The organism is Kitasatospora sp. NPDC093102 (assembly GCF_040683915.1).
In the GTDB taxonomy this organism is placed as follows: domain Bacteria; phylum Actinomycetota; class Actinomycetes; order Streptomycetales; family Streptomycetaceae; genus Kitasatospora.
Map to the genome: position 1 here is coordinate 82,484 of NZ_JBFBFA010000016.1, position 20,706 is coordinate 103,189.

At 72.4% G+C, this 20,706-nt stretch carries 18 protein-coding genes; 9 read left to right on the forward strand and 9 right to left on the reverse strand.

What is annotated here, in order from left to right:
* The first annotated feature begins 217 nt into the window (after positions 1-217).
* Positions 218-2,263: a transglycosylase domain-containing protein gene (locus AB0O11_RS21680; RefSeq protein WP_363389325.1), complete on the forward strand. Its 2,046-nt coding sequence runs from the start codon at positions 218-220 to the stop codon at positions 2,261-2,263.
* A gap of 166 nt (positions 2,264-2,429) precedes the next feature.
* Here the strand turns inward: AB0O11_RS21680 and AB0O11_RS21685 are convergent, their stop codons facing one another.
* Together AB0O11_RS21685 and AB0O11_RS21690 are read right to left on the reverse strand one after the other, a co-directional pair.
* The gene (locus AB0O11_RS21685; RefSeq protein WP_363389328.1) at positions 2,430-3,398 is read right to left on the reverse strand and encodes a hypothetical protein; all 969 of its coding nucleotides are present in this window, start codon (positions 3,396-3,398) and stop codon (positions 2,430-2,432) included.
* 302 nt (positions 3,399-3,700) lie between these two features.
* The gene (locus tag AB0O11_RS21690; protein WP_363389331.1) at positions 3,701-4,966 is read right to left on the reverse strand and encodes a hypothetical protein; all 1,266 of its coding nucleotides are present in this window, start codon (positions 4,964-4,966) and stop codon (positions 3,701-3,703) included.
* Between the two features lie 341 nt (positions 4,967-5,307).
* Between AB0O11_RS21690 and AB0O11_RS21695 the strand changes: the two genes are divergently transcribed.
* From AB0O11_RS21695 to AB0O11_RS21725, 7 genes are all read left to right on the forward strand, one after another.
* The gene (locus tag AB0O11_RS21695) at positions 5,308-6,336 is read left to right on the forward strand and encodes a phosphotransferase family protein (protein WP_363389334.1); all 1,029 of its coding nucleotides are present in this window, start codon (positions 5,308-5,310) and stop codon (positions 6,334-6,336) included.
* 6 nt (positions 6,337-6,342) lie between these two features.
* Complete coding sequence (locus AB0O11_RS21700; protein WP_363389337.1) at positions 6,343-7,575, forward strand: acyl-CoA dehydrogenase family protein; 1,233 nt, start codon at positions 6,343-6,345, stop codon at positions 7,573-7,575.
* Between the two features lie 120 nt (positions 7,576-7,695).
* Positions 7,696-8,976, forward strand: a complete 1,281-nt coding sequence (locus AB0O11_RS21705; RefSeq protein WP_363389340.1) for an esterase — start codon at positions 7,696-7,698, stop codon at positions 8,974-8,976.
* Between the two features lie 435 nt (positions 8,977-9,411).
* Positions 9,412-11,310, forward strand: a complete 1,899-nt coding sequence (locus AB0O11_RS21710; RefSeq protein WP_363389342.1) for a putative Ig domain-containing protein — start codon at positions 9,412-9,414, stop codon at positions 11,308-11,310.
* A gap of 141 nt (positions 11,311-11,451) precedes the next feature.
* Positions 11,452-11,895: a hypothetical protein gene (locus AB0O11_RS21715; RefSeq protein WP_363389345.1), complete on the forward strand. Its 444-nt coding sequence runs from the start codon at positions 11,452-11,454 to the stop codon at positions 11,893-11,895.
* A gap of 140 nt (positions 11,896-12,035) precedes the next feature.
* A complete protein-coding gene (locus tag AB0O11_RS21720) occupies positions 12,036-12,410 on the forward strand; it encodes a hypothetical protein (protein ID WP_363389347.1) in 375 nt (124 codons plus the stop codon).
* 504 nt (positions 12,411-12,914) lie between these two features.
* Complete coding sequence (locus AB0O11_RS21725) at positions 12,915-13,391, forward strand: hypothetical protein (RefSeq protein WP_363389350.1); 477 nt, start codon at positions 12,915-12,917, stop codon at positions 13,389-13,391.
* Positions 13,392-13,766: 375 nt separating this feature from the next.
* Here AB0O11_RS21725 and AB0O11_RS21730 read toward each other — a convergent pair whose 3' ends face one another.
* The 4 genes from AB0O11_RS21730 to AB0O11_RS21745 form a co-directional block, all read right to left on the reverse strand.
* On the reverse strand, positions 13,767-14,690 hold the full coding sequence (locus AB0O11_RS21730) for an ADP-ribosylglycohydrolase family protein (protein WP_363389352.1): 924 nt from the start codon (positions 14,688-14,690) through the stop codon (positions 13,767-13,769).
* A 64-nt stretch (positions 14,691-14,754) separates the two neighbouring features.
* A complete protein-coding gene (locus tag AB0O11_RS21735) occupies positions 14,755-15,726 on the reverse strand; it encodes an NADPH:quinone oxidoreductase family protein (protein ID WP_363389355.1) in 972 nt (323 codons plus the stop codon).
* The gene (locus AB0O11_RS21740) at positions 15,723-16,511 is read right to left on the reverse strand and encodes an SDR family oxidoreductase (protein WP_363389357.1); all 789 of its coding nucleotides are present in this window, start codon (positions 16,509-16,511) and stop codon (positions 15,723-15,725) included. The genes AB0O11_RS21735 and AB0O11_RS21740 overlap by 4 nt, the downstream gene beginning before the upstream one ends.
* Positions 16,508-17,266: an SDR family oxidoreductase gene (locus AB0O11_RS21745; RefSeq protein ID WP_363389449.1), complete on the reverse strand. Its 759-nt coding sequence runs from the start codon at positions 17,264-17,266 to the stop codon at positions 16,508-16,510. Before AB0O11_RS21745 ends, AB0O11_RS21740 begins: the two co-directional genes overlap by 4 nt.
* 172 nt (positions 17,267-17,438) lie before the next feature.
* On the opposite strand from AB0O11_RS21745, the gene AB0O11_RS21750 reads away from it, so the two are divergent.
* Positions 17,439-18,065 (forward strand): TetR/AcrR family transcriptional regulator, encoded by a 627-nt coding sequence (locus AB0O11_RS21750; RefSeq protein ID WP_363389360.1) that lies wholly within the window; start codon positions 17,439-17,441, stop codon positions 18,063-18,065.
* A gap of 209 nt (positions 18,066-18,274) precedes the next feature.
* On the opposite strand, the gene AB0O11_RS21755 is transcribed toward AB0O11_RS21750, so the two are convergent.
* The 3 genes from AB0O11_RS21755 to AB0O11_RS21765 all read right to left on the reverse strand — a co-directional run bounded on the left by AB0O11_RS21755 (position 18,275) and on the right by AB0O11_RS21765 (position 20,516).
* Positions 18,275-19,348, reverse strand: coding sequence for a M14 family metallopeptidase (locus AB0O11_RS21755; protein WP_363389362.1), 1,074 nt, complete (start codon positions 19,346-19,348; stop codon positions 18,275-18,277).
* Positions 19,349-19,363: 15 nt separating this feature from the next.
* Positions 19,364-19,693, reverse strand: a complete 330-nt coding sequence (locus AB0O11_RS21760; RefSeq protein ID WP_363389365.1) for a hypothetical protein — start codon at positions 19,691-19,693, stop codon at positions 19,364-19,366.
* 100 nt (positions 19,694-19,793) lie between these two features.
* Positions 19,794-20,516 (reverse strand): TetR/AcrR family transcriptional regulator, encoded by a 723-nt coding sequence (locus tag AB0O11_RS21765; RefSeq protein WP_363389368.1) that lies wholly within the window; start codon positions 20,514-20,516, stop codon positions 19,794-19,796.
* Positions 20,517-20,706: the final 190 nt, after the last annotated feature.

Genomic DNA, 20,706 nt, shown 5'->3' on the forward strand with positions numbered 1-20,706 from the left:
GACGGGCCGCCGGGGCTGCCGCGGGCCGGATCCCGCTGCCGCGGGCCGGTCGGCGGCTCTCCGTCGTCCGTCCGCAAGCCGTCCGTGAGCCGTTCGTCGCCCGTCGGTCGTCCGGAGTATGACCATGATCACACGATGGCCAGGCGTACGTACTGGTGTTCCCGAGGCGTCTATGTGCACGGAGGACCAGTTCCACGAGCGAATCGGAGACCGGGTGGTGCGTGCGCAGCAAGACGGCGGGGCCGGGCAGGAGAAGCCGGGGCGTCGACGGTGGCGGTTCCCACCGCGCGGCAGGCCGTTACGAGGGCGGCGCCCGTCCCTGCGGGTCGACTACCCGCGCCGCGGGCGGCACGGGGTCCGCCGCTGGCTCCCGTCCTGGCGGCAGCTGCTGCTGGTGGCCGGGACCGGAGCGGCGGCGCTGACGGGCTGGCTGGCCTGGTTCTACGTGACCACCGCGGTCCCGGAGGACCTGAACTCCTTCGCCACCCAGCAGAACAACGTCTACTACTGGGCGGACGGCACCGAGATGGCGCGGATCGGTCCGACCAACCGGCAGGAGGTGCCGCTCGGCCGGGTGCCGGAGCCCGTGCAGTGGGCGGTGCTGGCCGCCGAGAACGAGACCTTCTACACCGACCCGGGCATCTCGGTGACCGGCATCGGCCGCGCCGTCACCCAGATGGTCACGGGCGGTGACACCCAGGGCGGTTCCACCATCACCCAGCAGTACGTCAAGAACATCTACCTGAACCAGCGCCAGGACATGTCCCGCAAACTCAGCGAGATCGTCATCGCGATCAAGCTGGACGACCGGATGAGCAAACAGGAGATCCTGGCCGGCTACCTGAACACCAGCTGGTTCGGGCGCGGCAGCTACGGCATCCAACGCGCCGCGGCGGCGTACTACGGCAAGGACGTCTCCCAGATCGACCCGAGCGAAGGCGCCTTCCTGGCCGCCCTGTTGAAGGGCGCCGGGCAGTACGACCCGGCGGTCGGCGCGGCGAACCGGGAACGGGCCGAGGAACGCTGGTCCTGGATCCTGGACCGGATGGTGGAGACCGGCAAGCTGTCCGCCGCCGAGCGCGCCCGGTACACGGTGTTCCCCGAGCCCAGGGCGCAGCCGAAGTCGGCGGGGCTGAGCGGCCAGGTCGGGTACCTGGTGGACATGGCCCGCGCCTACGTGGAGAGCCACAGCGACATCACCCCGGCCCAGTTCGACCTCGGCGGCCACCAGATCCGCACCACCTTCGAGAAACCGAGGGTCGACGCCCTGTCCGCCGCCGTGAAGGAGGGCACCGCGGGGATCGACCCGGACAACCGGGAGGCCGACAGGCTCCTGAAGGTCGGCGCCGCCTCGGTGGCCCCGGACGGCCGGGTCGTCGCGCTCTACGGCGGCCCCGACTACCTGAAGCAGGGCTTCAACAACGCCAACACCTCGACCGTGCCGATCGGTTCGGCCTTCACGCCGGTGGTGTACGCCGCCGGGCTCGGCCAGGGAGCGCAGCGCCAGCGGGGCGGCACCCGTACCCCGGTGACCCCCACCACCACCTACAACGGTGACGACGGGGTGAACGTGATGACCCCGGAAGGGCCGTACTGGGGACGGGACGGAAAGATCGCCAAGACCGCCAACGACGGCAAGCGGAACTGGGGCACGATCACCCTGCGGAACGCGGTCGAGCAGTCCGTCAACGGGCCGCTGATGCAGCTCGGCATGGACGTGGGCCTGGACCGGGTGCAGAAGACCGCCACCGACCTCGGCCTGCTCCCCGACAGCCTGGGCGAACTCGTCCCGGCCCTCGGCGTCGGAAACTCCACCCCCAGCGCCCTGCGCACCGCCGACGCGTACGCCGCCTTCGCGGCGGGCGGCAGCCACACCGACCCGTACTCGGTGCTCACGGTCTCCCGCAACGGCGTCCAGCTCCCGCTGAGCCTGCCGACCGCCGTCCAGGCACTGACCCCGGCGGTCGCGGGCGAGGTGGACGCGGCGCTCAAGGGCTCGGCCCGCGACGGAGCCGCCAAGTCCGTCGCGGAGGCGGGCCCGGGCCTGGCCGCCAAACCCGGCACCACCGCGGACCGCACGGCAGGGTGGTGCGTCGGCTACAACGGGCAGCTGTCGACGGCGGTCACCGTCTTCCGTGCGGACCTGAAGGACATGAAGTTGCTCTCCCTCGAAGGCCTGGGCGGCGCCGCCCCTGACACCTCGGACGCCGCCCTGCCGACCCGGATCTGGACCGCGTACATGAAGTCCACGGGCGCGCGGTAGGCCGACCGGCCGCGGGGACCGTGGACTCCACGGTCCCCGCGGCGGCGCTCTGCGTACCAGTCGCTACCGGCGACGGCCGGCTGCGTCCCCTGCCGTCACCTGCGCGTTCAACCCGACGGGGTGCCGGGGTGGACCTGGGGCCCGGCGGGGAGGCCGCAGGCTTGTGTCAGGAGCAGGTGTAGTGCGCGGGTCGGGAGCTGTCGTTCCCGATGAGAGTCTTCTCGTCGGTGCTGATCGCCTCGATCGAGAAGGTGTCCGAGACCGCGGACAACGAGTCCGCGACCACGCCGTTGCTCCACAGGACGGGCCGTGCGGTCGACCCGACGTACGCCTTGCCGCCCACGGTTCCGTTACCGCCGATGGCCGTTGACTCGATGGCACCGTTGCTGATGGTCCGGACCAGCGAGCCCTGGGCGTTCCACTCGGCCGCGGCGTAGCTCGTGCTGCTGTTCACGCTGCCGACGATGCGCCCGTTCCGGATCGCCGACGGAGTGCCCTTGGCGCCGGAGCCCTGCGCGGCGAGCGTGTGCCACTGACCGTTGAGGTCCGTGACGAAGCCACCCGCGTCGGTGTACCCGACGATCCGGCCCTGCTCGTCGATGTCGGTGGGGATGAGGGTGCCGGCCGCGGGGAGAGGCAGTTCGCGGTACGTGCCCGGCGCGCTCGCCGGCCACACCACCAGGATGTTCTTCGTTCCCACCGAGGCGGTACCGGCGATGTCACCGGCGTTGTTGATCACCTTGGCCGACGAGCCGCCCCAGGTCGGGTTGGACGGCAGCGCCGTCGTCGTCCCGGTGGGGCTCACCGTCACGGCCGTGAACTTGTTGTTGACGAAGTCGTCGCCCACGATCAGGCCGGCCGAGTTGACGTCCGACACGTCGGGCCCGTCCGCAGGGAGTTGCAGCACGACCTTTCCGTTGTCCCACAGCGTCCCGCGCTTGTCCTTGTAGCCGTAGGGCCAGCTGGTGGAGCGCGTTCCGGTGATGCCGACTCCGTACCGGCCGCCGTCGCTTGCGTACAGCGTGCCGCTGGTCGTGGTGGACGGCAGCTCCCACGCCGTCTTCTGCCATTGGCAGGACGCCGCCTGAGCGGCGCCGACCGGCACGAGACCGAGTGCCGCCGTGATCGCCGCCACGGCGAGCGCGCTTCCTTTACGTCGGTTGAACAAGGGATCTGCCCTTCCTCACAAGGAATGAACTTTCCGGCAACCGACCCTGACAGGGCCCCCGTGTCACGTGAAGCAGTTTGAGTGAAGGGGAAACAACGGTGGAGCGGCCGAGGATCCGGCGCTCGAGCACCCTGGTTCTCCGGTGGAACCGGCGATGTCGGGCCGTGTGTCCGTGCATCCGGCCCGGCCTCGTGCACCCCGGTGGCACGCCCCGATCCGGACGTGCCACCGGGGCCGCAGAGGGCCGCGGTCACGGCGGTCGCGCCCGGTCACTTGACCAGGCGGGACCAGTCGGCCGGCTGGGCGGGGTCGAGTTGGCGGAGCTGGTCGAGGACCTTCGGGTCCTGGGCATCGAGCCAGTCGGCGACCTGGCGGAAGGAGACGCAGCGGACACCCTCCCGCTTGCAGACGTTCTTCATCACGTCCTCGATGGCCTGCATGTAGATGCCGCCGTTCCAGGACTCGAAGTGGTTGCCGATGAAGAGCGGGGCGCGGTTGCCGTTGTAGACGCGTTCGAAGCCGGCCAGGTAGGTGTCGCGGGTCTCCTTCTCCCAGGTGTCGTACTTCTTGGGGTCGCCGTTGGTGGAGTTCCCGGACTGGTTGGCCAGGAAGTTGAAGTCCATCGAGAGGCTCTGGGTCGACCTGCCGGAGTAGGGGAGCATCTGGAGCGGGAAGTTCCAGATGCCCTCCTTCTTGACCGGCCAGACCTGGAACTCGCCCGGGGAGCTGGCGTCGTAGCGGAAACCCGTCGCCTTCTCGGCCGCCAGCAGGTTCTTCTGGCCCTCCAGACAGGGGGCGCGGCCGCCGGCCAGCTCCTTGGTGTAGTCGAAGGGGAGCGGCGGGAGGTCCTTGAAGCCGGTGTTGGTCTTCCAGTTGGTGACGAAGGAGACGGACTGGTCGAGCTCGCTCTTCCACTCCTCGGTGCTCCAGTCACCGCCGCCCTTGGCGCCGCAGAAGTGTCCGTTGAAGTGGGTGCCGATCTCGTTGCCGTCCAGCCAGGCGAGGCGCAGCTGTTCCAGGGTGTCCTTGATGTGGGGGTCGGTGGCGTAGTCGATGGAGGCGTCGCCGGGCTTGTGCTGCGGCGGCTTGTAGAGCGTGCTCTTGGACTTGGGGAGGACGTAGAGGCCGGAGAGGAAGAAGGTCATCTGGGCGTTGTTCTCCACGCCGAGCTTGCGGAAGCGGGAGAACAGGCGCTCGTCGCCCTCCAGTGCCCCGTCCCAGGAGAAGACGACGAACTGCGGAGGCTTCTCGCCGGGCTTGAGCTTCTCGGGCGTGGGCTGCTTGGGCTGCGGGCCGGTGTAGGAGGTGGACCCGTCGCCGAGCACCTTGACCTGGCCGTCCCAGGCGGGGGTGGGGATGGGAACGGGCGGCGGTGGGGCGGGGGCCTCGGTGGTGGTGCTCGGGGCGGGGCCGGCCGGGGTGGTGCCGGTGGTGGCCGTGGGTCTGCTCTGCGTGCCGGAACATCCCGTCGCCAGGGCGGAGGCCCCGAGGACCCCCATGGCCAGCAGGATGGCCGAGCCGCGAGCAGTCCGCACCGGACCCCCATTTCTCTGATGTTCGATCAGGCGGTGTTCAGAAGATGATCGGTGAGTGTGATCATCAGAACACTTTTGATCGACCTCTGTCGAGGCGGAGCCGGCGCGGCTGCGGCAGGGGAGGGGGTACGGAGCAACTCCCTTGTGTCATACGGTGGATGGCGTGGGGTGCAGGCTCCGGTGGAAGGCCTCGGCGGCCGCGAGGGCGGAGGACCGCGACATGCCCCGAACGAACCCCCGAGCCGTACGGCGCGGGGGTTCGCGGCATTGACAGGCGACCTCCTGCCGTTGATGCTAAGCAAGCGCTTAGTCAATGACCCGCTTCCCCGAGGAGCCGCCCGATGGCCGAGACCCCCGTCGACCCGCCCGGACTGGATCTGGCCCGTCTCCGGGCCCACCTGGACCGCGAGCTGCCCGGCGTCCTCCAGGGGCCGCTGCGCGCCGACCTCATCGAGGGGGGCCGCTCGAACCTCACGTACGTCCTGAGCGACGGGGCCTCCCGCGCGGTCCTCCGGCGCCCGCCGCTCGGGCACGTCCTCGCCACCGCGCACGACATGGGCCGCGAGTACCGCGTGATGACCGCGCTGCGCGACACCGGCGTCCCTGTTCCCCGCACCCTGCTGCTCGACCCGGACACCGACACCCTCGGCGCCCCCTGGTACCTCATGGAGTACGTCCAGGGCGCCGCCCACCGGGACTCCGCCCCGCTGGCCGCCCTGGGCGAGCGGCGGGTGCACGCGCTCGGCCGGCGCCTGGTCGACACCCTCGCCACCCTGCACCGGATCGACCCCGCTGCCGTCGGCCTCGCCGACTTCGGCCACCCCGAGGGCTACCTGGAGCGCCAGCTGCGCCGCTGGTCCCAGCAGCTCGCCGCCTCCCGCAGCCGCGACCTGCCGGACCTGGACCGGCTGCACGACCTGCTCGGCCGGCGGCTTCCCGTGTCCCCGGCACCCGCGCTCGTGCACGGCGACTACCGGCTCGACAACGTCCTGGTCGACGAGGGCGACACCGTCACCGCCGTCCTGGACTGGGAGATGTCCACCCTCGGCGACCCGCTCACCGACGTCGGCCTGCTGGTGATGTACACCGAACTCGCCGGCGTCGGCGGAGGAATCATCCCCTCCGCCATGACCGCCCCCGGCTTCCCGAAGCCCGATGAGATCGTCTCCTGCTACGCCGAAGCGACCGGCCGCCGGGCGGAGGACCTCGACTGGTACGTCGCCTTCGCCTCCTTCAAGCTCGCCGCCGTCGCCGAGGGCATCCACTTCCGCTTCCAGCAGGGCCGCACCCTGGGCGCCGGCTTCGAGCGCGCCGGCGAGATGGCGCCGATCCTCGCCCGGCACGGCCTGAGCACCCTCAAGGAGAACTGAACACCGATGGACTTCGCCTACGACGCCCGGACGAACGAGCTCCGCGAGCAGCTGCTCGCCTTCATGGCCGAGCACGTGTACCCCGCCGAGCCCGTCCTCGCCGCCCAACTCGCCGACCGGGACCGCGATCCCTGGGCCATCCCCCCGGTCGTCGCCGCCCTCCAGGCCGAGGCCCGCAAGCAGAACCTGTGGAACCTGTTCTTCGTGGACAAGCACAGCCTGCCCGGTGGGCTCGGCGCCGGCCTGACCAACCTCCAGTACGCCCCGCTCGCCGAAATCACCGGCCGCAGCATCCAGTTGGCCCCGCCCGCGCTCAACTGCGCCGCACCCGACACCGGCAACATGGAGCTGCTCGCCCAGTTCGGCAGCGCCGAGCAGCGCGAGCGCTGGCTGCGCCCGCTCCTGGACGGCGAGATCCGCTCGGCCTTCGCGATGACCGAGCCCGAGGTGGCCTCCTCGGACGCCACCAACATCGCCACCCGGATCGAGCGGGACGGCGACGAGTACGTGATCAACGGCCGCAAGTGGTACATCACCGGGGCGATGAACCCCGACTGCAGGATCCTCATCGTGATGGGCAAGACCGATCCGGCCGCCGAGCCGCACCGCCAGCAGAGCATGGTGCTCGTCCCGCGCGACACCCCGGGCGTGACCGTCCGGCGCGGCATGACCGTCTTCGGGTACGACGACGCCGACCACGGCGGCCACGCCGAGGTGCTGTTCGAGGACGTCCGCGTCCCGGTGGAGAACCTGATCGGGGAGCAGGGCGCGGGCTTCGCCATCGCCCAGGCCCGGCTCGGCCCCGGCCGCATCCACCACTGCATGCGCGCCATCGGCATCGCCGAACGCGCGCTGGAGCTGATGTGCCGCCGGGCCAACGAGCGGGTGGCGTTCGGGAAGCCGCTGGCCGAGCAGGGCGTGGTGCAGGACTGGATCGCCGAATCCCGCGTCCGCATCGAGCAGTTGCGGCTGCTGGTGCTGAAGACGGCCTGGCTGATGGACACCGTCGGCAACCGCGGTGCGCACACCGAGATCCAGGCGATCAAGATCGCCACTCCGCGCACCGTCGAGTGGATCCTGGACAAGGCCGTCCAGGCGCACGGCGCGGCCGGCGTCAGCCAGGACACCCCGCTCGCCCAGCTCTGGGCCGGCAACCGCACCCTTCGGCTGGCCGACGGCCCGGACGAGGTGCACAAGCGCTCGCTGGCCCGGAGGGAACTGCGGCAGTACCGGCGCTGACCCGTAGGGGTGTGACACCCGGGTATTCAGGGGCTGGTTGGCCCCCTGGTATGACGGCCGCGGCCCGTCTCCGACCGTAGTGTCCTGCGTGTTCGATCGATCGGAACACGGAGGGACACCATGGGAATTCCGGGACGGGCCGTGGCGGCGGTCCTGCTGGCGGCGACAGCGGCAGTGGGCACGATCGGTGCGGCCGGAGCGGTTGCGGCGGCGCCGGGGGGCGGAAGCCCCGGGCAGCAGGCGCGGGCCTGGCTGCCGGAGCCCAGCGGGCCGTACCCGATCGGGACCACCGCGCTGCACCTCACCGACGCGGGCCGGGAGGACCCGTGGCACCCCGGGCAGCGGCGCGAGCTGATGATCAGCCTCTGGTACCCGACCTCCCACCCGGCCGCCGGCGACGACCGCGCCCCGTACATGGAGCCCGCCGCCGCCAAGCACTTCGACGGCCCGGACGGCGTCGGCCTGCTCAACTACGGCGCCGATCCCGGCCGCACCGACTGGTCGGCCATCCGCACCCACGCCCGCAAGGACGCCCCGGCGCTGCCAGGCGGCCCGCGCCCGGTGGTGCTGTACTCGCCCGGCCTCGGCGACCCGCGCACCTGGGGAACGGCGCTGGTCGAGGACCTCGCCTCGCGCGGCTACGTGGTGGTCACCGTCGACCACACCTACGAGGCCTCCGAGGTCGCGTTCCCCGGCGGCGACCTGGCCCCCTCGGTGTTCCCCGGCATGCTCGGGCAGCCCGGCCTGGACATCGGCGCGGTGCTGCGCAAGGCGTTGGACACCCGGGTGGCCGACACCCGCTTCGTGCTGGACCGGCTCGCCGAGCTGGGCGGGCGGCCCGGCCTGCCCGCCGGGGTGGCCGGGGCCCTCGACCTCGGCCGGATCGGCATGGTCGGTCAGTCGGCGGGCGGCTTCACCGCACTCCAGACCATGCACGACGACCCGCGGATCGCGGCCGGGATCAACATGGACGGACAGCTGCACTTCCCCGGCCCCGACGGCCACGCCGGCGTCTTCCTGCCCAGCCTCGCCGAGGACGGCCTGGACCGCCCGTTCCTGCTGATGGGCAGTGGAAGCGACGACTCCGGCAGCTACCGCAACCAGCCCGGCTGGAACGCCCTGTGGCAGCACAGCACCGGCTGGCACGCCGACGTCACGCTCACCGGCTCCCGCCACGGCTCGTACACCGATGCCCAGCCGCTGCTGCCGCAGCTCGCCCGGCAGGGCGTGCTCGGCGCCGAGCAGCTGCGCAAGGACGTCGGCGACATCCGCCCCGGCCGCGCCGAACTCGCCACCCGCACCTACGTGGCGTCCTTCTTCGACCGCTGGTTGCGCGGCCAGGACGACCACCTGCTCGACGGGCCGTCGGCGCGCTTCCCGGAGATGGCGTACGAGCGGTAGCGGGCCGGGGCGGCGGCGGGCGGAGTCCCGGCACCGCCCCCTTCCGGATGAGCCGAGGACGGACGGTCCCACGGGCCGGTGAATTGTCGTCAAGGGGCCTTGCCGAACGGCCGGTCGCGGATTCCGAAGCAGCATTCCCCGTCGTATTCAGTGAATGACTACACGCGTTGATCCTATTTCATCAACACTGCTTGACCTGCTTGGACGCGCTTCTTAATCGTTCCTTACCCTGCGCCGTTGACCGGTGTTCATCAGCTCTGCTTTCCTTCTTGCCACGCAGGCGGCAAGAGCCGACGGACAGTCAATTCCGGGTGTGCGAATGAATTCAACCGGAACCGGCCCCGACGGAATCCGCCGCCGGCCCTTCCCCACAAAGGGATCGTTCCCGGCCCCCGAGGCCGCGGGGCGATCGGCAGAAGAGAGGCACCCTCACCCATGGGTCACTCCCCCAGGACCGGACGCGCGAGGTACGCGGCGCTCACCGGAATAGCGTCGCTCGCGCTCGCCGCCGCCGGCTTGGCCGGCGCGGCCGGTCCGGCCTCCGCGCAGGACATCTCCAGCTCGCAGGGCAGCACCACCAACGAGTTCAACCCCTGGAGCCCGCAGAACGGCCACCCCTACCGGCACGGCGCGGTCCCCGGCATGTCCCAGCACGAGAACTACAAGAAGTGGCTCGCCGCCCACAACCAGGCCGCGGCGACCGGTCAGCAGACGCTGTCGTACGGCGGCGGCGTCGACGGCATCGGCGTGCAGAGCGGGCACTCCAAGGTCTACCTGGTGTTCTACGGCAACCAGTGGGGCACCCAGACCACCGACGCCAACGGCAACGCGAAGTTCTCCAACGACTCCGCCGGTGCCGCCGGTGCCACCCAGCAGATGTTCAAGGGCATCGGCACCAACGGCGAGACCTGGTCGGCCGACCTGACCCAGTGGTGCGACGGCCCCAACGTCGCCACCGGTGCCGTCAGCTGCCCGTCCAACGCCAACTTCATTCCGTACCAGAGCGGCGGCGTCCTGTCCGGCGTCTGGTACGACAACGCGGCCGCCTCGCCGAGCCAGGCCAGCGGCAACCAGCTCGCCCAGGAGGCCGTCAAGGCCGCCGGCCACTTCGGCAACACCACTGCCGCCGCCAACCGGGACGCGTACTACATCGTCCTGTCGCCGCACGGCACCAACCCGGACGACTACCAGAACCCCACCACCGGGTACTGCGCCTGGCACGACTGGAACGGTGACACCACCCTCACCGGCGGTGCGGCGAGCTCGCCCTACGGCGACATCGCCTTCTCCAACCAGCCGTACAACATCGACGCGGGCTCCAACTGCGGCGTCGGCTTCGTCAACTCGCCCGGCACGCTGGACGGCTGGACGATGACCCTCGGCCACGAGTGGCACGAGATGATGTCCGACCAGAACCCGGCCGGAGGCTGGACCAACCACGTCTCCGGCAGCAGCTACAACGGCCAGGAGAACTCCGACGAGTGCGCCTGGATCCAGCCCGGCAGCACCGGCGGCGCCGCCAACGTCTCCTTCGGGTCCTTCGGCAACTACGCCGAGCAGGCCAGCTGGTCCAACGACACCAACTCCTGCGCGATCTCGCACGCCATCCTGACCCACGGCAACACGGTCACCGTCACCAACCCGGGCAACCAGAGCGGCACCGTCGGCACGGCGGCCGGCCTGCAGATCAACGCCACCGACTCGGCCACCGGCCAGACGCTGAGCTACTCGGCCACCGGCCTGCCGGCCGGCCTGTCGATCAACTCCTCGACCGGCCTGATCTCCGGCACCCCGACCGCCGCCGGCACCTCCAGCGTCACGGTCACCGCCACCGACACCACCGGCGCTGCCGGCAACACCACCTTCACCTGGACCGAGTCCACCAGCGGGGGCGGCGGCAACGCCGTCACCAACGGCGGACTGGAGACCGGCAACCTGACCGGCTGGACCACCGCCGGCAGCACCTCCGCCGCCACCTCCGCCGCCCACAGCGGCAGCTACGGCGCCATGGTCGGCTCCACCGGCCCGACCGGGGACTCCTCGATCGCCCAGACCTTCACCGCGCCGACCGGCTCCAGCAAGCTGTCCTTCTGGTACAGCAACACCTGTGACGACACCGTCACCTACGACTGGGCCACCGCCACCCTGAAGGACAACACCACCGGCACGACCACCACGGTCCTGGCCAAGACCTGCACCACCACCGGTACCTGGACCAACAAGACGGCGACCGTCACCCCGGGCCACTCCTACACCCTCACCCTGAGCAACCACGACGACAACTACCCGGGTGACCCGACCTACACCTACTACGACGACGTGACCGTCTCCTGACCACCGCCTCGCCGAACGCACCGGGGTGGGCCCAGCGCCCACCCCGGTGCCGTTTCCGGTCCGAGTGCCGTCCGGCGGGATCCGAACCGGCCGCCGGTGCGTCGAACCGGTACCCCTGGAACAACGGCAAGAGGAACCACCGTGAGCCCGAGAAGACCCGCCGTCCCGGCAATCGCCGCCGCCCTGCTCACCCTGGCCGGCTGCGCCTCCACCGGAACGGTCCCGTCGACGCCCGCCGCCACGCCGGCCGCCCTGAGCCCGGCGACGGTCACGGTGGACGAGCACGCCGACCACACCACCCTGAAGGCTGCCGTCGGTACGACCGTCACGCTCACCCTCCACAGCATCTACTGGTCCGCCGCGACCAGTTCCGCCCCCGACGTCGTCACCCCGGACGGCGCCCCGACCACCGCCCCGTCCCCGTCCTGCCGCCCAGGCGGCGGCTGCGGCACCGTCACCGCCTCCTTCACCGCCCGCGCCCCCGGCACCGCCCGCCTCACCGCGACCCGCACCAGCTGCGGCGAGGCCCTCAACTGCCCGCCCGAGCAGCGCGGTTACGAAGTCACTGTCGAGGTCACCAGGTGAGACCCGGCCCCTAGCGGATCTCCGAGCCGGGGTCGGCCTCGTCCCACCGCCGCCGGGAGGCGACGATCGCGTCGTGGTGGTCGTACGACCAGTCCGCCACCGAGTTCCTGGGCGCGATCGCCGCGCCCGGTCCGGACGGGGTGATCGGCGCGCCGCTCGGGGACGGGAAGCTCGCGGCGGTGGCCCGGGCGGACCTCGCGGAGGCGGCGGTGAACGTCGCCCTGGCGCCCGCCGGGCACGCGGGCCGCACCTACGAGCTGGTGGGGGAGCAGGCGTTGGGCGGCGCGGAGGTGGCCGAGGCGCTCGGCGCCGAGTACCGGCCGGGACGGCTTGCGGCGGCCCGGACGGCGGTGGCGGCCTCGGACGCGCTGGACTTCCAGGTGCCGATGGTGGTCGGCACCTACTCGGCGATCGCCCGCGGCTTCCTCGCAGGGCCGGGCGGGCCGGGCGACCTCGCGGCCCTGCTCGGCCGCGAGCCGCGCCCGGCCCTGGAGGTCATCGCCGAGGGGCGGTGACCACTGCGCGGGCCGGACCCGGTGGCCGCGGCGGCGCGGCGGTATGCGGGGTGTGCACCCGGTTCCCACCGTCATGTCCGAGCAGCCGGTGGCCTTCGCCCGGCGCCGGTACGTCCACCGGGAACAACGTCCGCGGCAGTCGCACGCCGGTGGATGTCGGCGGCTTCACGACCGGCCGGTCGAAGGAGCGTTTCGACGCGCGGAAGGCCGCTCCCCGTCACGCGAAATTCACAGACCGGGGTCTACCCGCATAGACAGCGGTAGGCCATCCTGGTGCGATGCCGGTCCCCAGCCCGCTCCTCGTTTCCCTGGAACCGCGGGCGGTGGTGCCGGACGGATCGGTCGGCCCTCGCGCCGGAGCACTGCCGCGTCACAGCACTTCGTACGACCCCTTCGTCCGGGCCGGTTCCGTCGGCCCGGCGCCGGACTTCCCGCCCTCCCGCCGAGGCGCGGCAGGATCCGGGGGTCGAGTCGGATGAACGTCATCCTCACCGGGAGATGCAGATGAAGCCACGCACCGCAGCCACCGTCGTCGCCCTGGCCCTGGCCGGCCTCGCCGTCTCGGCGCCCACGGCCAGCGCCAGCGGTACCAAGCTGTCGCAGTCGACGGCCGCCAGTCAGTTCAGCAACGCCGGCATCACGTGGAGTTCCAGTGGGGGCTGTACCACCAGGTCCAACTCCACCTGCACCTCGTTCGAGCAGATCAACTCGGGCACGGTGAGTGCCATCATCACCCTCAAGCAGGCCAGCGGCTGCGCCATCAACATCACGGGCGGGACCGAGGTGGGCCACGCCTCCGGCACCTACAGCCACTACAACGGCTACAAGGTCGACATCGCCCGCAGTTCCTGCATCGATGGCTACATTCAGAACAGCTTCACCTACATCGGCTACCGGGGCGACGGCTACCCGCAGTGGCAGGCCGCATCGGGCAACCTGTACTGCAACGAGGGCAGCCACTGGGACATCCTCGTCTACTGACGCCGACCTCGGGCGCCGGCCCCCGAGGGGCGCCGGCGTCGCGGTGGAACCGACGCTCATCGATGCAGTTCCAGGGTCGGAGCCCGCCCCCCCCTCGCCGGGGACATGGCCTACGGCGTCACCGTTGTACTCCGGTGAAGGCGGGCTCCCGGTCGGCCCGCCCCTTCCCGCACAGCCGGGCGGGCCGACCGGTTGCCGCTGCGGCTCCGGGGCCGGTGCACTCGCATGTTCAGGTGTCGCGGCCCTGCTCGGCCGCGAGCCGCGCCCGGCCCTGGAGGTCCTCGCCGCGGGGCGGTGACCTCGGCACCGTGCGAGGGCCCCCGCGTGTCGAGGCCCCCTGTGAGGCCCCCTGCGAGGGCCCCTGCGCGTCGGCGCCTATGCCTCGGCCTCGGCGACCCACGCGGGCAGGGCTTCGCGGCAGGCCAGCCACTCGGGCGGGACGCCTGCGAGGCCGGTGCGGGCGGCGACCACGCCGCCGGTGATGGCGCAGGTGGTGTCCACGTCGCCGAGTCCCTCGGCGGTGGTCCAGAGGGCATCGGTCAGGCTGCCGAGGTGGTGCGCGGCGGACCACAGGGCGAAGGGGACGGTGTCGCTCGCCCGGATCCGCTGCCCGTTGCCCAGCAGGTCGGCCGCGCGCCAGGGCTCGGTGTCGGCGGGCAGGTCGGCGGCCCGGCTCACGCCGTCGCGGACCGCGCCTCGCGGCGTGCGGTCGGCGACCTCGGTCAGCAGCCCGGCGCCGACGGGTGCGGGCCCGGAGCGGCCGCGGGCGGCGAGGCCCGCCGCGAGGGCGACGGCCACGGCCCCGGCGACGCCTTCGGGGTGGGCGTGGGTGACCTCGGCGGACAGCGCCGCCTGCTCCGCCGCCTCGTCCAGGTCCGCGGAGAACCAGGCGCCCAGCGGGGCCACCCGCATCGCCGCCCCGTTGCCGAGGCTGCCCTGCCCGTCGAACAGCTCCCGCGCGGCGGTGCGCCAACTCCCGGGATCCTCGGCCAGTCCGGGCAGCAGCAGGTGCATCCCGTGTCCGTACCCGCGGCCCGGATCCGCCTGATAGTTGGCCGCGAAGGCCTGGGCGAGCCGCTCCTGGTGCACCGCGTCGAAGGCGGTCAGGATCCCGAACACCGACAGCGCCATGGCGGTGTCGTCGGTCCAGTGCCAGGGGCCTTCCTCCGGTGTCCGCCGGGCCCGGATCTGCTCGAAGGCCTCCTTCGGCGAGCGGAACAGGGGGAACCAGCGCTCCCCGAATCCGTCCCCGAGGGCCAGGCCCTCCAACGAGTCGCGAGCGGTGGAAAACGATGTCATCCCGGCATCCTGGCAGGGGCCGTGCTGCCCGCGCAGCCGGTTTCCCGGCTGCGCGGGCAGTGGGTCAGTCGCCCAGGACGGCGATCCGGCCGGTGCTGAGCCCGGCGGCCACGCGCCGGACGGCCTCCGAGGCGGCGGCCAGTGGCACCCGGGCGCTCACCAGGGGGCGGACGACGCCCTGCTCGGCGAGCCTGGTGAGCTCGTCGTGGGCGGTGCGGACGGCGCGCGGGTCGTGGGTGTTGTAGAGGCCCCAGTGCAGGCCCAGGACCGTGTAGTTCTTGACCAGCGCGTGGTTGAGCGCCGGGGCGGGGACCTGCCCGGCGGCGAAGCCGACCACCACGATCCGGCCCTCGAAGGCGATGCACCTGGTGGAACCGGTGTACGCCTCGCCCCCGACCGGGTCGAAGACCACGTCCGCGCCGTGCCCGTCGGTGGCCTCCTTGACGGCGGCGACGAAGTCCCGTTCCCGGCGGTCCACCACCAGGTCGGCGCCGAGCGCCTTCGCCGTCCGCGCCTTCGCCGGCCCGCCGACCACGGCGATCACCCGCGCCCCGGCCGCCCGGCCGAGCTGGACCGCCGCGCTGCCGACGCCGCCGGCCGCCGCGTGCACCAGCAGGGTCTCGCCGGCCCGCAGCCGGGCCCGGCGGTGCAGCGCGAACCAGGCGGTCTGGTAGCCGATGTGCAGGGCGGCGGCCTCGGCGTCGTCCAGCGCCTCGGGCGCCGGGAACGCGGCGGCGGCATCCAACAGGGCGTACTCGGCGAAGGCGCCGTGCGGCAGCACCGGGTTGCCGATCAGCCGCTCGCCCCGCCGGGCGCCGTCCACCACCTCGCCGCAGAGCTCCACGCCGGGCGTGAACGGCAGCGGCGGGCGGACCTGGTACTGCCCGCGCACCATCAGCGCGTCCGGGAAGTTGACGGCCGCCGCCCGCATCCGGACCAGCAGCTGCCCCGGCCCGGGCACCGGCCGCGCGACGTCCTCGGCCAGTCGCATCACCTCGGCCGGCTCGCCGAGTCGACCCACCTGCCAGGCCCTCACAGGACCTCGCTCCTCTCCAGTCCCTGCTGGAGCCGGTTCATCCCGGCGATCCAGCGGTCCGGCTCGGTGGCCCGGACGCGGTAGTAGTCGGCGACCTCGGGGTGCGGCAGGAGCAGGAAGCGCTTCGCCCGCATCCCGTCCAGCGCCGCCTCGGCGACGTCCGCCGGGTCGAGCGCGGTGGGGGCCAGCAGCGCCTCGCCGACCGCGCCGGTGGAGGCGAGCATGTCGGTGCGCACGCCCTGCGGGCAGAGCGCGTGCACCCGCAGGCCCCGGTGGCGGTAGGTCGCGGAGAGCCACTCGGCGAAGGCCAGCGCGCCGTGCTTGCTGACGGCGTACGGGGCGGAGCCCAGCATGGTGAGCAGCCCGGCGGCGGAGACGGTGGCCAGGAAGCGGCCCTCGCCGCGCTCCAGCCAACGGGGGAGCAGCAGTTCGGCGGCCCGGACGTGGGCCATGACGTTGACCTCCCAGGCGCTCGCCCAGGCCACGGCGGGCGCGTCGGCCCCGCCCGCCGGGGCGACGCCCGCGTTGGCGCACCACACGTCGATCTCGCCGAGTTCGGCGCGGGCCCGCCCGACCAGGCCGGCCAGCCCCTCGGCGGAGGCGGCGTCCCCGGGCAGCGCGGTGCCCCCGCACTCCTTCGCCACGGCGTGGGCCGCCCCGGCGTCCAGGTCGTTGACCACCACCCGGGCGCCGGCCGCGGCGAAGGCCTTGGCCAGCGCGGCCCCGATGCCGCGGCCGCCGCCGGTCACCACCACGCCCCGGCCGTCGAACGCCCCGGTGGTCACATGCCACCGCCGAGGGTGACCCCGCCGTCCACGACGAGGGTCTGGCCGGTGATCCAGCCGGCGTCCGGGGAGAGCAGGAAGGCGACGGCGCCGGCGACGTCCTCGGGGACGCCGAGGCGGCCGAGCGGGTAGGCCTCGGCGACCTTCTCCTCGCGGCCCTCGTACAGCGCCTCGGCGAACCTGGTCTTCACCAGGGCGGGGGCGACGGCGTTGACCCGGACGCCCTGGGGGCCCAGCTCGGCGGCGAGTTCGGTGGTGAGCCGGATCAGTGCGGCCTTGCTGACGCCGTACATGCCGATCCCGAGTGAGGCGCGGATGCCGGTGATGGAGGCGACGTTGACGATCGAGCCGCCGTGCTCGCCCATCCAGGCGGCGTGTGCGCGGCGGGTCCAGGCCAGCGGGGCCAGCACGTTGACGGCGAGGATCTTGGCTGCGGCGGCCTCGTCGGTGTCGAGGACCGGTCCGTAGACGGGGTTGATGCCGGTGTTGTTGACCAGGTGGTCGAGCCGGCCGAAGGCTTCCAGGGTGCGGGCGACGGCCTCCTCCTGGTGCGCCGGGTCGTCGGCCTTGCCCGCGACGGCGATCGCGTTGTCCGGACCGCCCAGGTCGCGGACGGCCTCGGCCAGCGGCTCCGGGTTGCGGGCGGTGAGGCAGACCCTGGCCCCGCGGTCGACCAGCTCGCGCGCGATGCCGAGGCCGATGCCCCGGCTCGATCCGGTGACGACGGCCACCCGGCCCTTGAAGGAGTGCACCACGGAGCGTCCTGCCTTTCCCACGGGGATGCTGAGTCCTGAGGACTGTCGCTGACTAAGCGCTTGCTCAGCATGCTGTCGGTGCGGGAACCTGTCAACAGCCTGCCGAACGCCCGCTCGGTCCGCGGGGTGGTCGGCGGGAATGCCTGTACGAGTTCTCTGGGAGGATGGCGCCATGACCAGCACCCCGCTCGCCGACCTCTGGCCGACCCTGCCCGGCGCCGACGCCCGCCCCGAAGCGGCGTACCGGCTGCTCCAGGCCGCCGTCGAGTCGTTCGCGGAGCGCGGCTTCCACGCCACCACGACCCGGGACATCGCCACCGCGGCGGGGATGAGCCCGGCCGCGCTGTACATCCACTACCAGTCGAAGGCCGCGCTGCTGGCCGAGATCAGCCAGGCCGGTCACGCCGCCACGCTGACCCTGGTCCGGGACGCGGTGGCCGGCCCGGGCGGCCCGGCCGAGCGGATGCGCCGGCTGGTCGAGCAGTTCACCGTCTGGCACGCCCGGGCCAGGAAGGTCGGCCGGGTGGTCAACTACGAACTGCACGCGCTGCCCGAGGACGCCTACGCGGTGGTCGCGGCGCTGCGGCTGGACATCGAGCGCGAGGTCAGCGCGCTGATCGAGGCGGGCGTGGCGGCCGGGGACTTCCAGGTGACGGAGGTGCGGACGGCGGCCCGCGCGGTCACTTCGCTGGGCATCGACGTCTCCCGCTGGTACACGGCCAACTCCACCGAGGCGCCGGAGGAACTCGGGCGCCGTTACGGCGAGTTGGTGCTGCGGATGCTCGGCGCCCGGGTCTGAGCCGAGGCCCGTCGGGCGGGTCCCGCCGGACGGACAGCGGGACGTCCCGGTCCGCCCTTGACCTGGTCGCGGGGGTGCGAGCAGACTCGTATACGAAGTACGTGTGCCTCGCATCTTCCACCGGGCCGCCTGGCCCGGCACGACGGGGCGCCCGCCGCGACCGATCGTGGCGGGCGCCCTGCTGTCGGGCACTATGGCTCAGGGGTTGTTCAGGCGGTGGCCAGGCAGAACTGCACCAGCCCGGCGTCCACATCACGGACGATCTGTTCCATCTCCGCCCACCGCGGGTGGAATTCGGTGCCCCACTCGACGGTGAAGCCGAGCACCTTGCCCTGGTCGGGGTCGGCGAAGCTGCGGGAGTAGACGTAGTCGTCGCTGGTCCCGCTGGTCGGGTACAGGTGGAAGCCGCTCATCGGTTTGTACGTCAGGCCACGAACGCCGTTGACGCCCTGGCAGAACGCCTCGGCGAGCAGCGCGGCGGCGTCCTGGTCGCCCTTGGGGATGTACTCGGAGTAGGTGAGGTCGCCGGGCAGGCCGCGCTTGCCGTCGTACTCGGAGTTGCGGAAGTTCATGTCGGGGTCGATCGACTGGTTGTCGTCGTCGCCCCAGTTGTAGAGCACGTCCTGCGAGTAGCTGTGCACGTCGACGAACCACTGGGTCAGCGGGAACTGCTCCAGCAGCCACCGGACGTTGCGGGTCTCCGGCTCGGAGAACGCGCTCGGGCCGGCGTACACCTGCGGGTCGCACGGGTCGTTCGACACCTGGGGGTTGGCGTTCGGGTCGAAGGCGGTGACGAAGTCGAAGAGGAAGTCGTAGTTGCGGTTGATGTCGACGCCGACGCAGTCCGGGTTCGGGCTGCCGCCGGCGTTGGCCGGGTTGCGGTTCTTGCGCCACATCGGCCTGACGGTCTGGCTGTAGTTCCGGCCGTCGGGGTTGACCAGCGGGTAGAGCACCAGGTCGAGCCGGTGGAGCAGGCCGCTGACCTGGCCGGCGGTGAAGGTGGTGCCGCCGTAGCCGAGGCCGGTGTTGTCCCGGTGGGATTCCAGCAGGTCGGCGGCGAGGTGGACGAGGATCTCGCAGCTGCCCCACTCGCGGGCGTGGACGCCGCCGATCATCATGACGCACGGCTTGGGGGCCGTCGCGGGTTCGCTGATCAACAGGGCGTGGGCGGTGCGGCCCTCGTGCGAGGCCTCGGGCAGCGTGAGGAGTCGGGTGATGTCGGGGTGGGCGGTGGCCAGGCTGGTCACGGCGGACTCGACCTCGGTGACGTTCAGGTACGGCATGGCGGGCCTCCCGGGTCAGCCGGAGAGCTTGGTGGCCAGGCCGTGCGGGACGGCGTCGGCGGGGGCGAAGCGGTCGCCGACGCCGACGTCGGCCTGGGCGGCGCGCCCGGCCTCGCTGGCGTTGCCGATCCGGGTGACCGTGATGCCCTCGCGTTCGAGGGCCGGGACCTGGTCGGCCGGGGCATAGACGTCGATGCCGATGCGGCCGTCCTCCTCGACGTGCGGGCGTCCGCCGACGTCGGGGCGGGTGTCGCGCAGCAGCGCGCGCAGGGTCTCCGGGTCCTTGGCGGTGACGCGGAGGCGCAGGATGTCGTCGTGGGGTGACGCGTTCGGGGTGGAGGACATGGGGACTTCTTCCGGGCGCCGTCAGCGGGCTGCCGCGATGGTGCCGGGCGGCCCGGCGGCGCCGATCAGGGCGGATATGTCCGACGTGTACCTCGTATCCTCAGGATGCGTCGCTGCCGTAGAAGCCGTCAAGGGGCGGCCCGGGCATCCGGTCGAGCAGGCTGTCCAGGCCGCTCAGCAGTTCGGCCTCGTCGTCGAAGTCGGCGAACCGGGGCACCAGGGCGCGCAGCCGGGGGTACTCGGCGGCGGGCAGCCGGTGCAGGCCGAGCCGCAGGACCGGGTCCGGCTCGTTCGGGTTGTCGACCACCTGGCGCTTGTCCACCAGCAGGCAGCCGAGGTTCCAGGCGACGAAGGTGCGGTAGACGGTCAGCGCGCCCGCGTCGTCGAAGCCGGCCCGGCCGAGCACGGCCAGGATGTGCTCGGTGAGTTCCAGCACCGAGGCCGGGCGGCGGGCCACCGGGACGGACAGCGGGCGGGTCGCGATCAGTGGCAGGATCTCCGGGTGGGCGTGCGCGGTGGCGGCGAACGCCTGGGCGATCCGGCGCAGTTCGGCGCGCCAGCCGCCCTCGTGGGCGCCGCGGCCGGCGCCGGCCCGCAACCGGGCGTTGATCTCGTCGAAGTAGGCCTCGACCAGGCCGTCGAGCAGGGCTTCCTTGCCCGGCGTGTAGCGGTACAGGGCCATCGACTCCACGCCGAGCTCGGCCGCCAGCCTGCGCATGGTCAGCGCGGCCAGGCCCTCGCGGTCGACCAGGGCCACGGCGGCGCCCAGCACCAGCGGGCGGCTCAGCCGGCCCCGCTTCTCGGGGGCGTCCTGCTCGGCCATTCCGCACTCCTCCGGGTCCGTGGCAGCGTCGTCGGCCGTGCCCGGCCGGTCGGGCCGTTCGGCGGGGCGGCTGCGGTGCAGGGCCCGCTGTCGGGCCGGGTCTCCGGGCCGGGTCTTCGGCGGATGTCACTCAACGGATACAGAACCAGGATACAAGGTATGAATCAGACGTAAACGGGTGAGCGGCTCC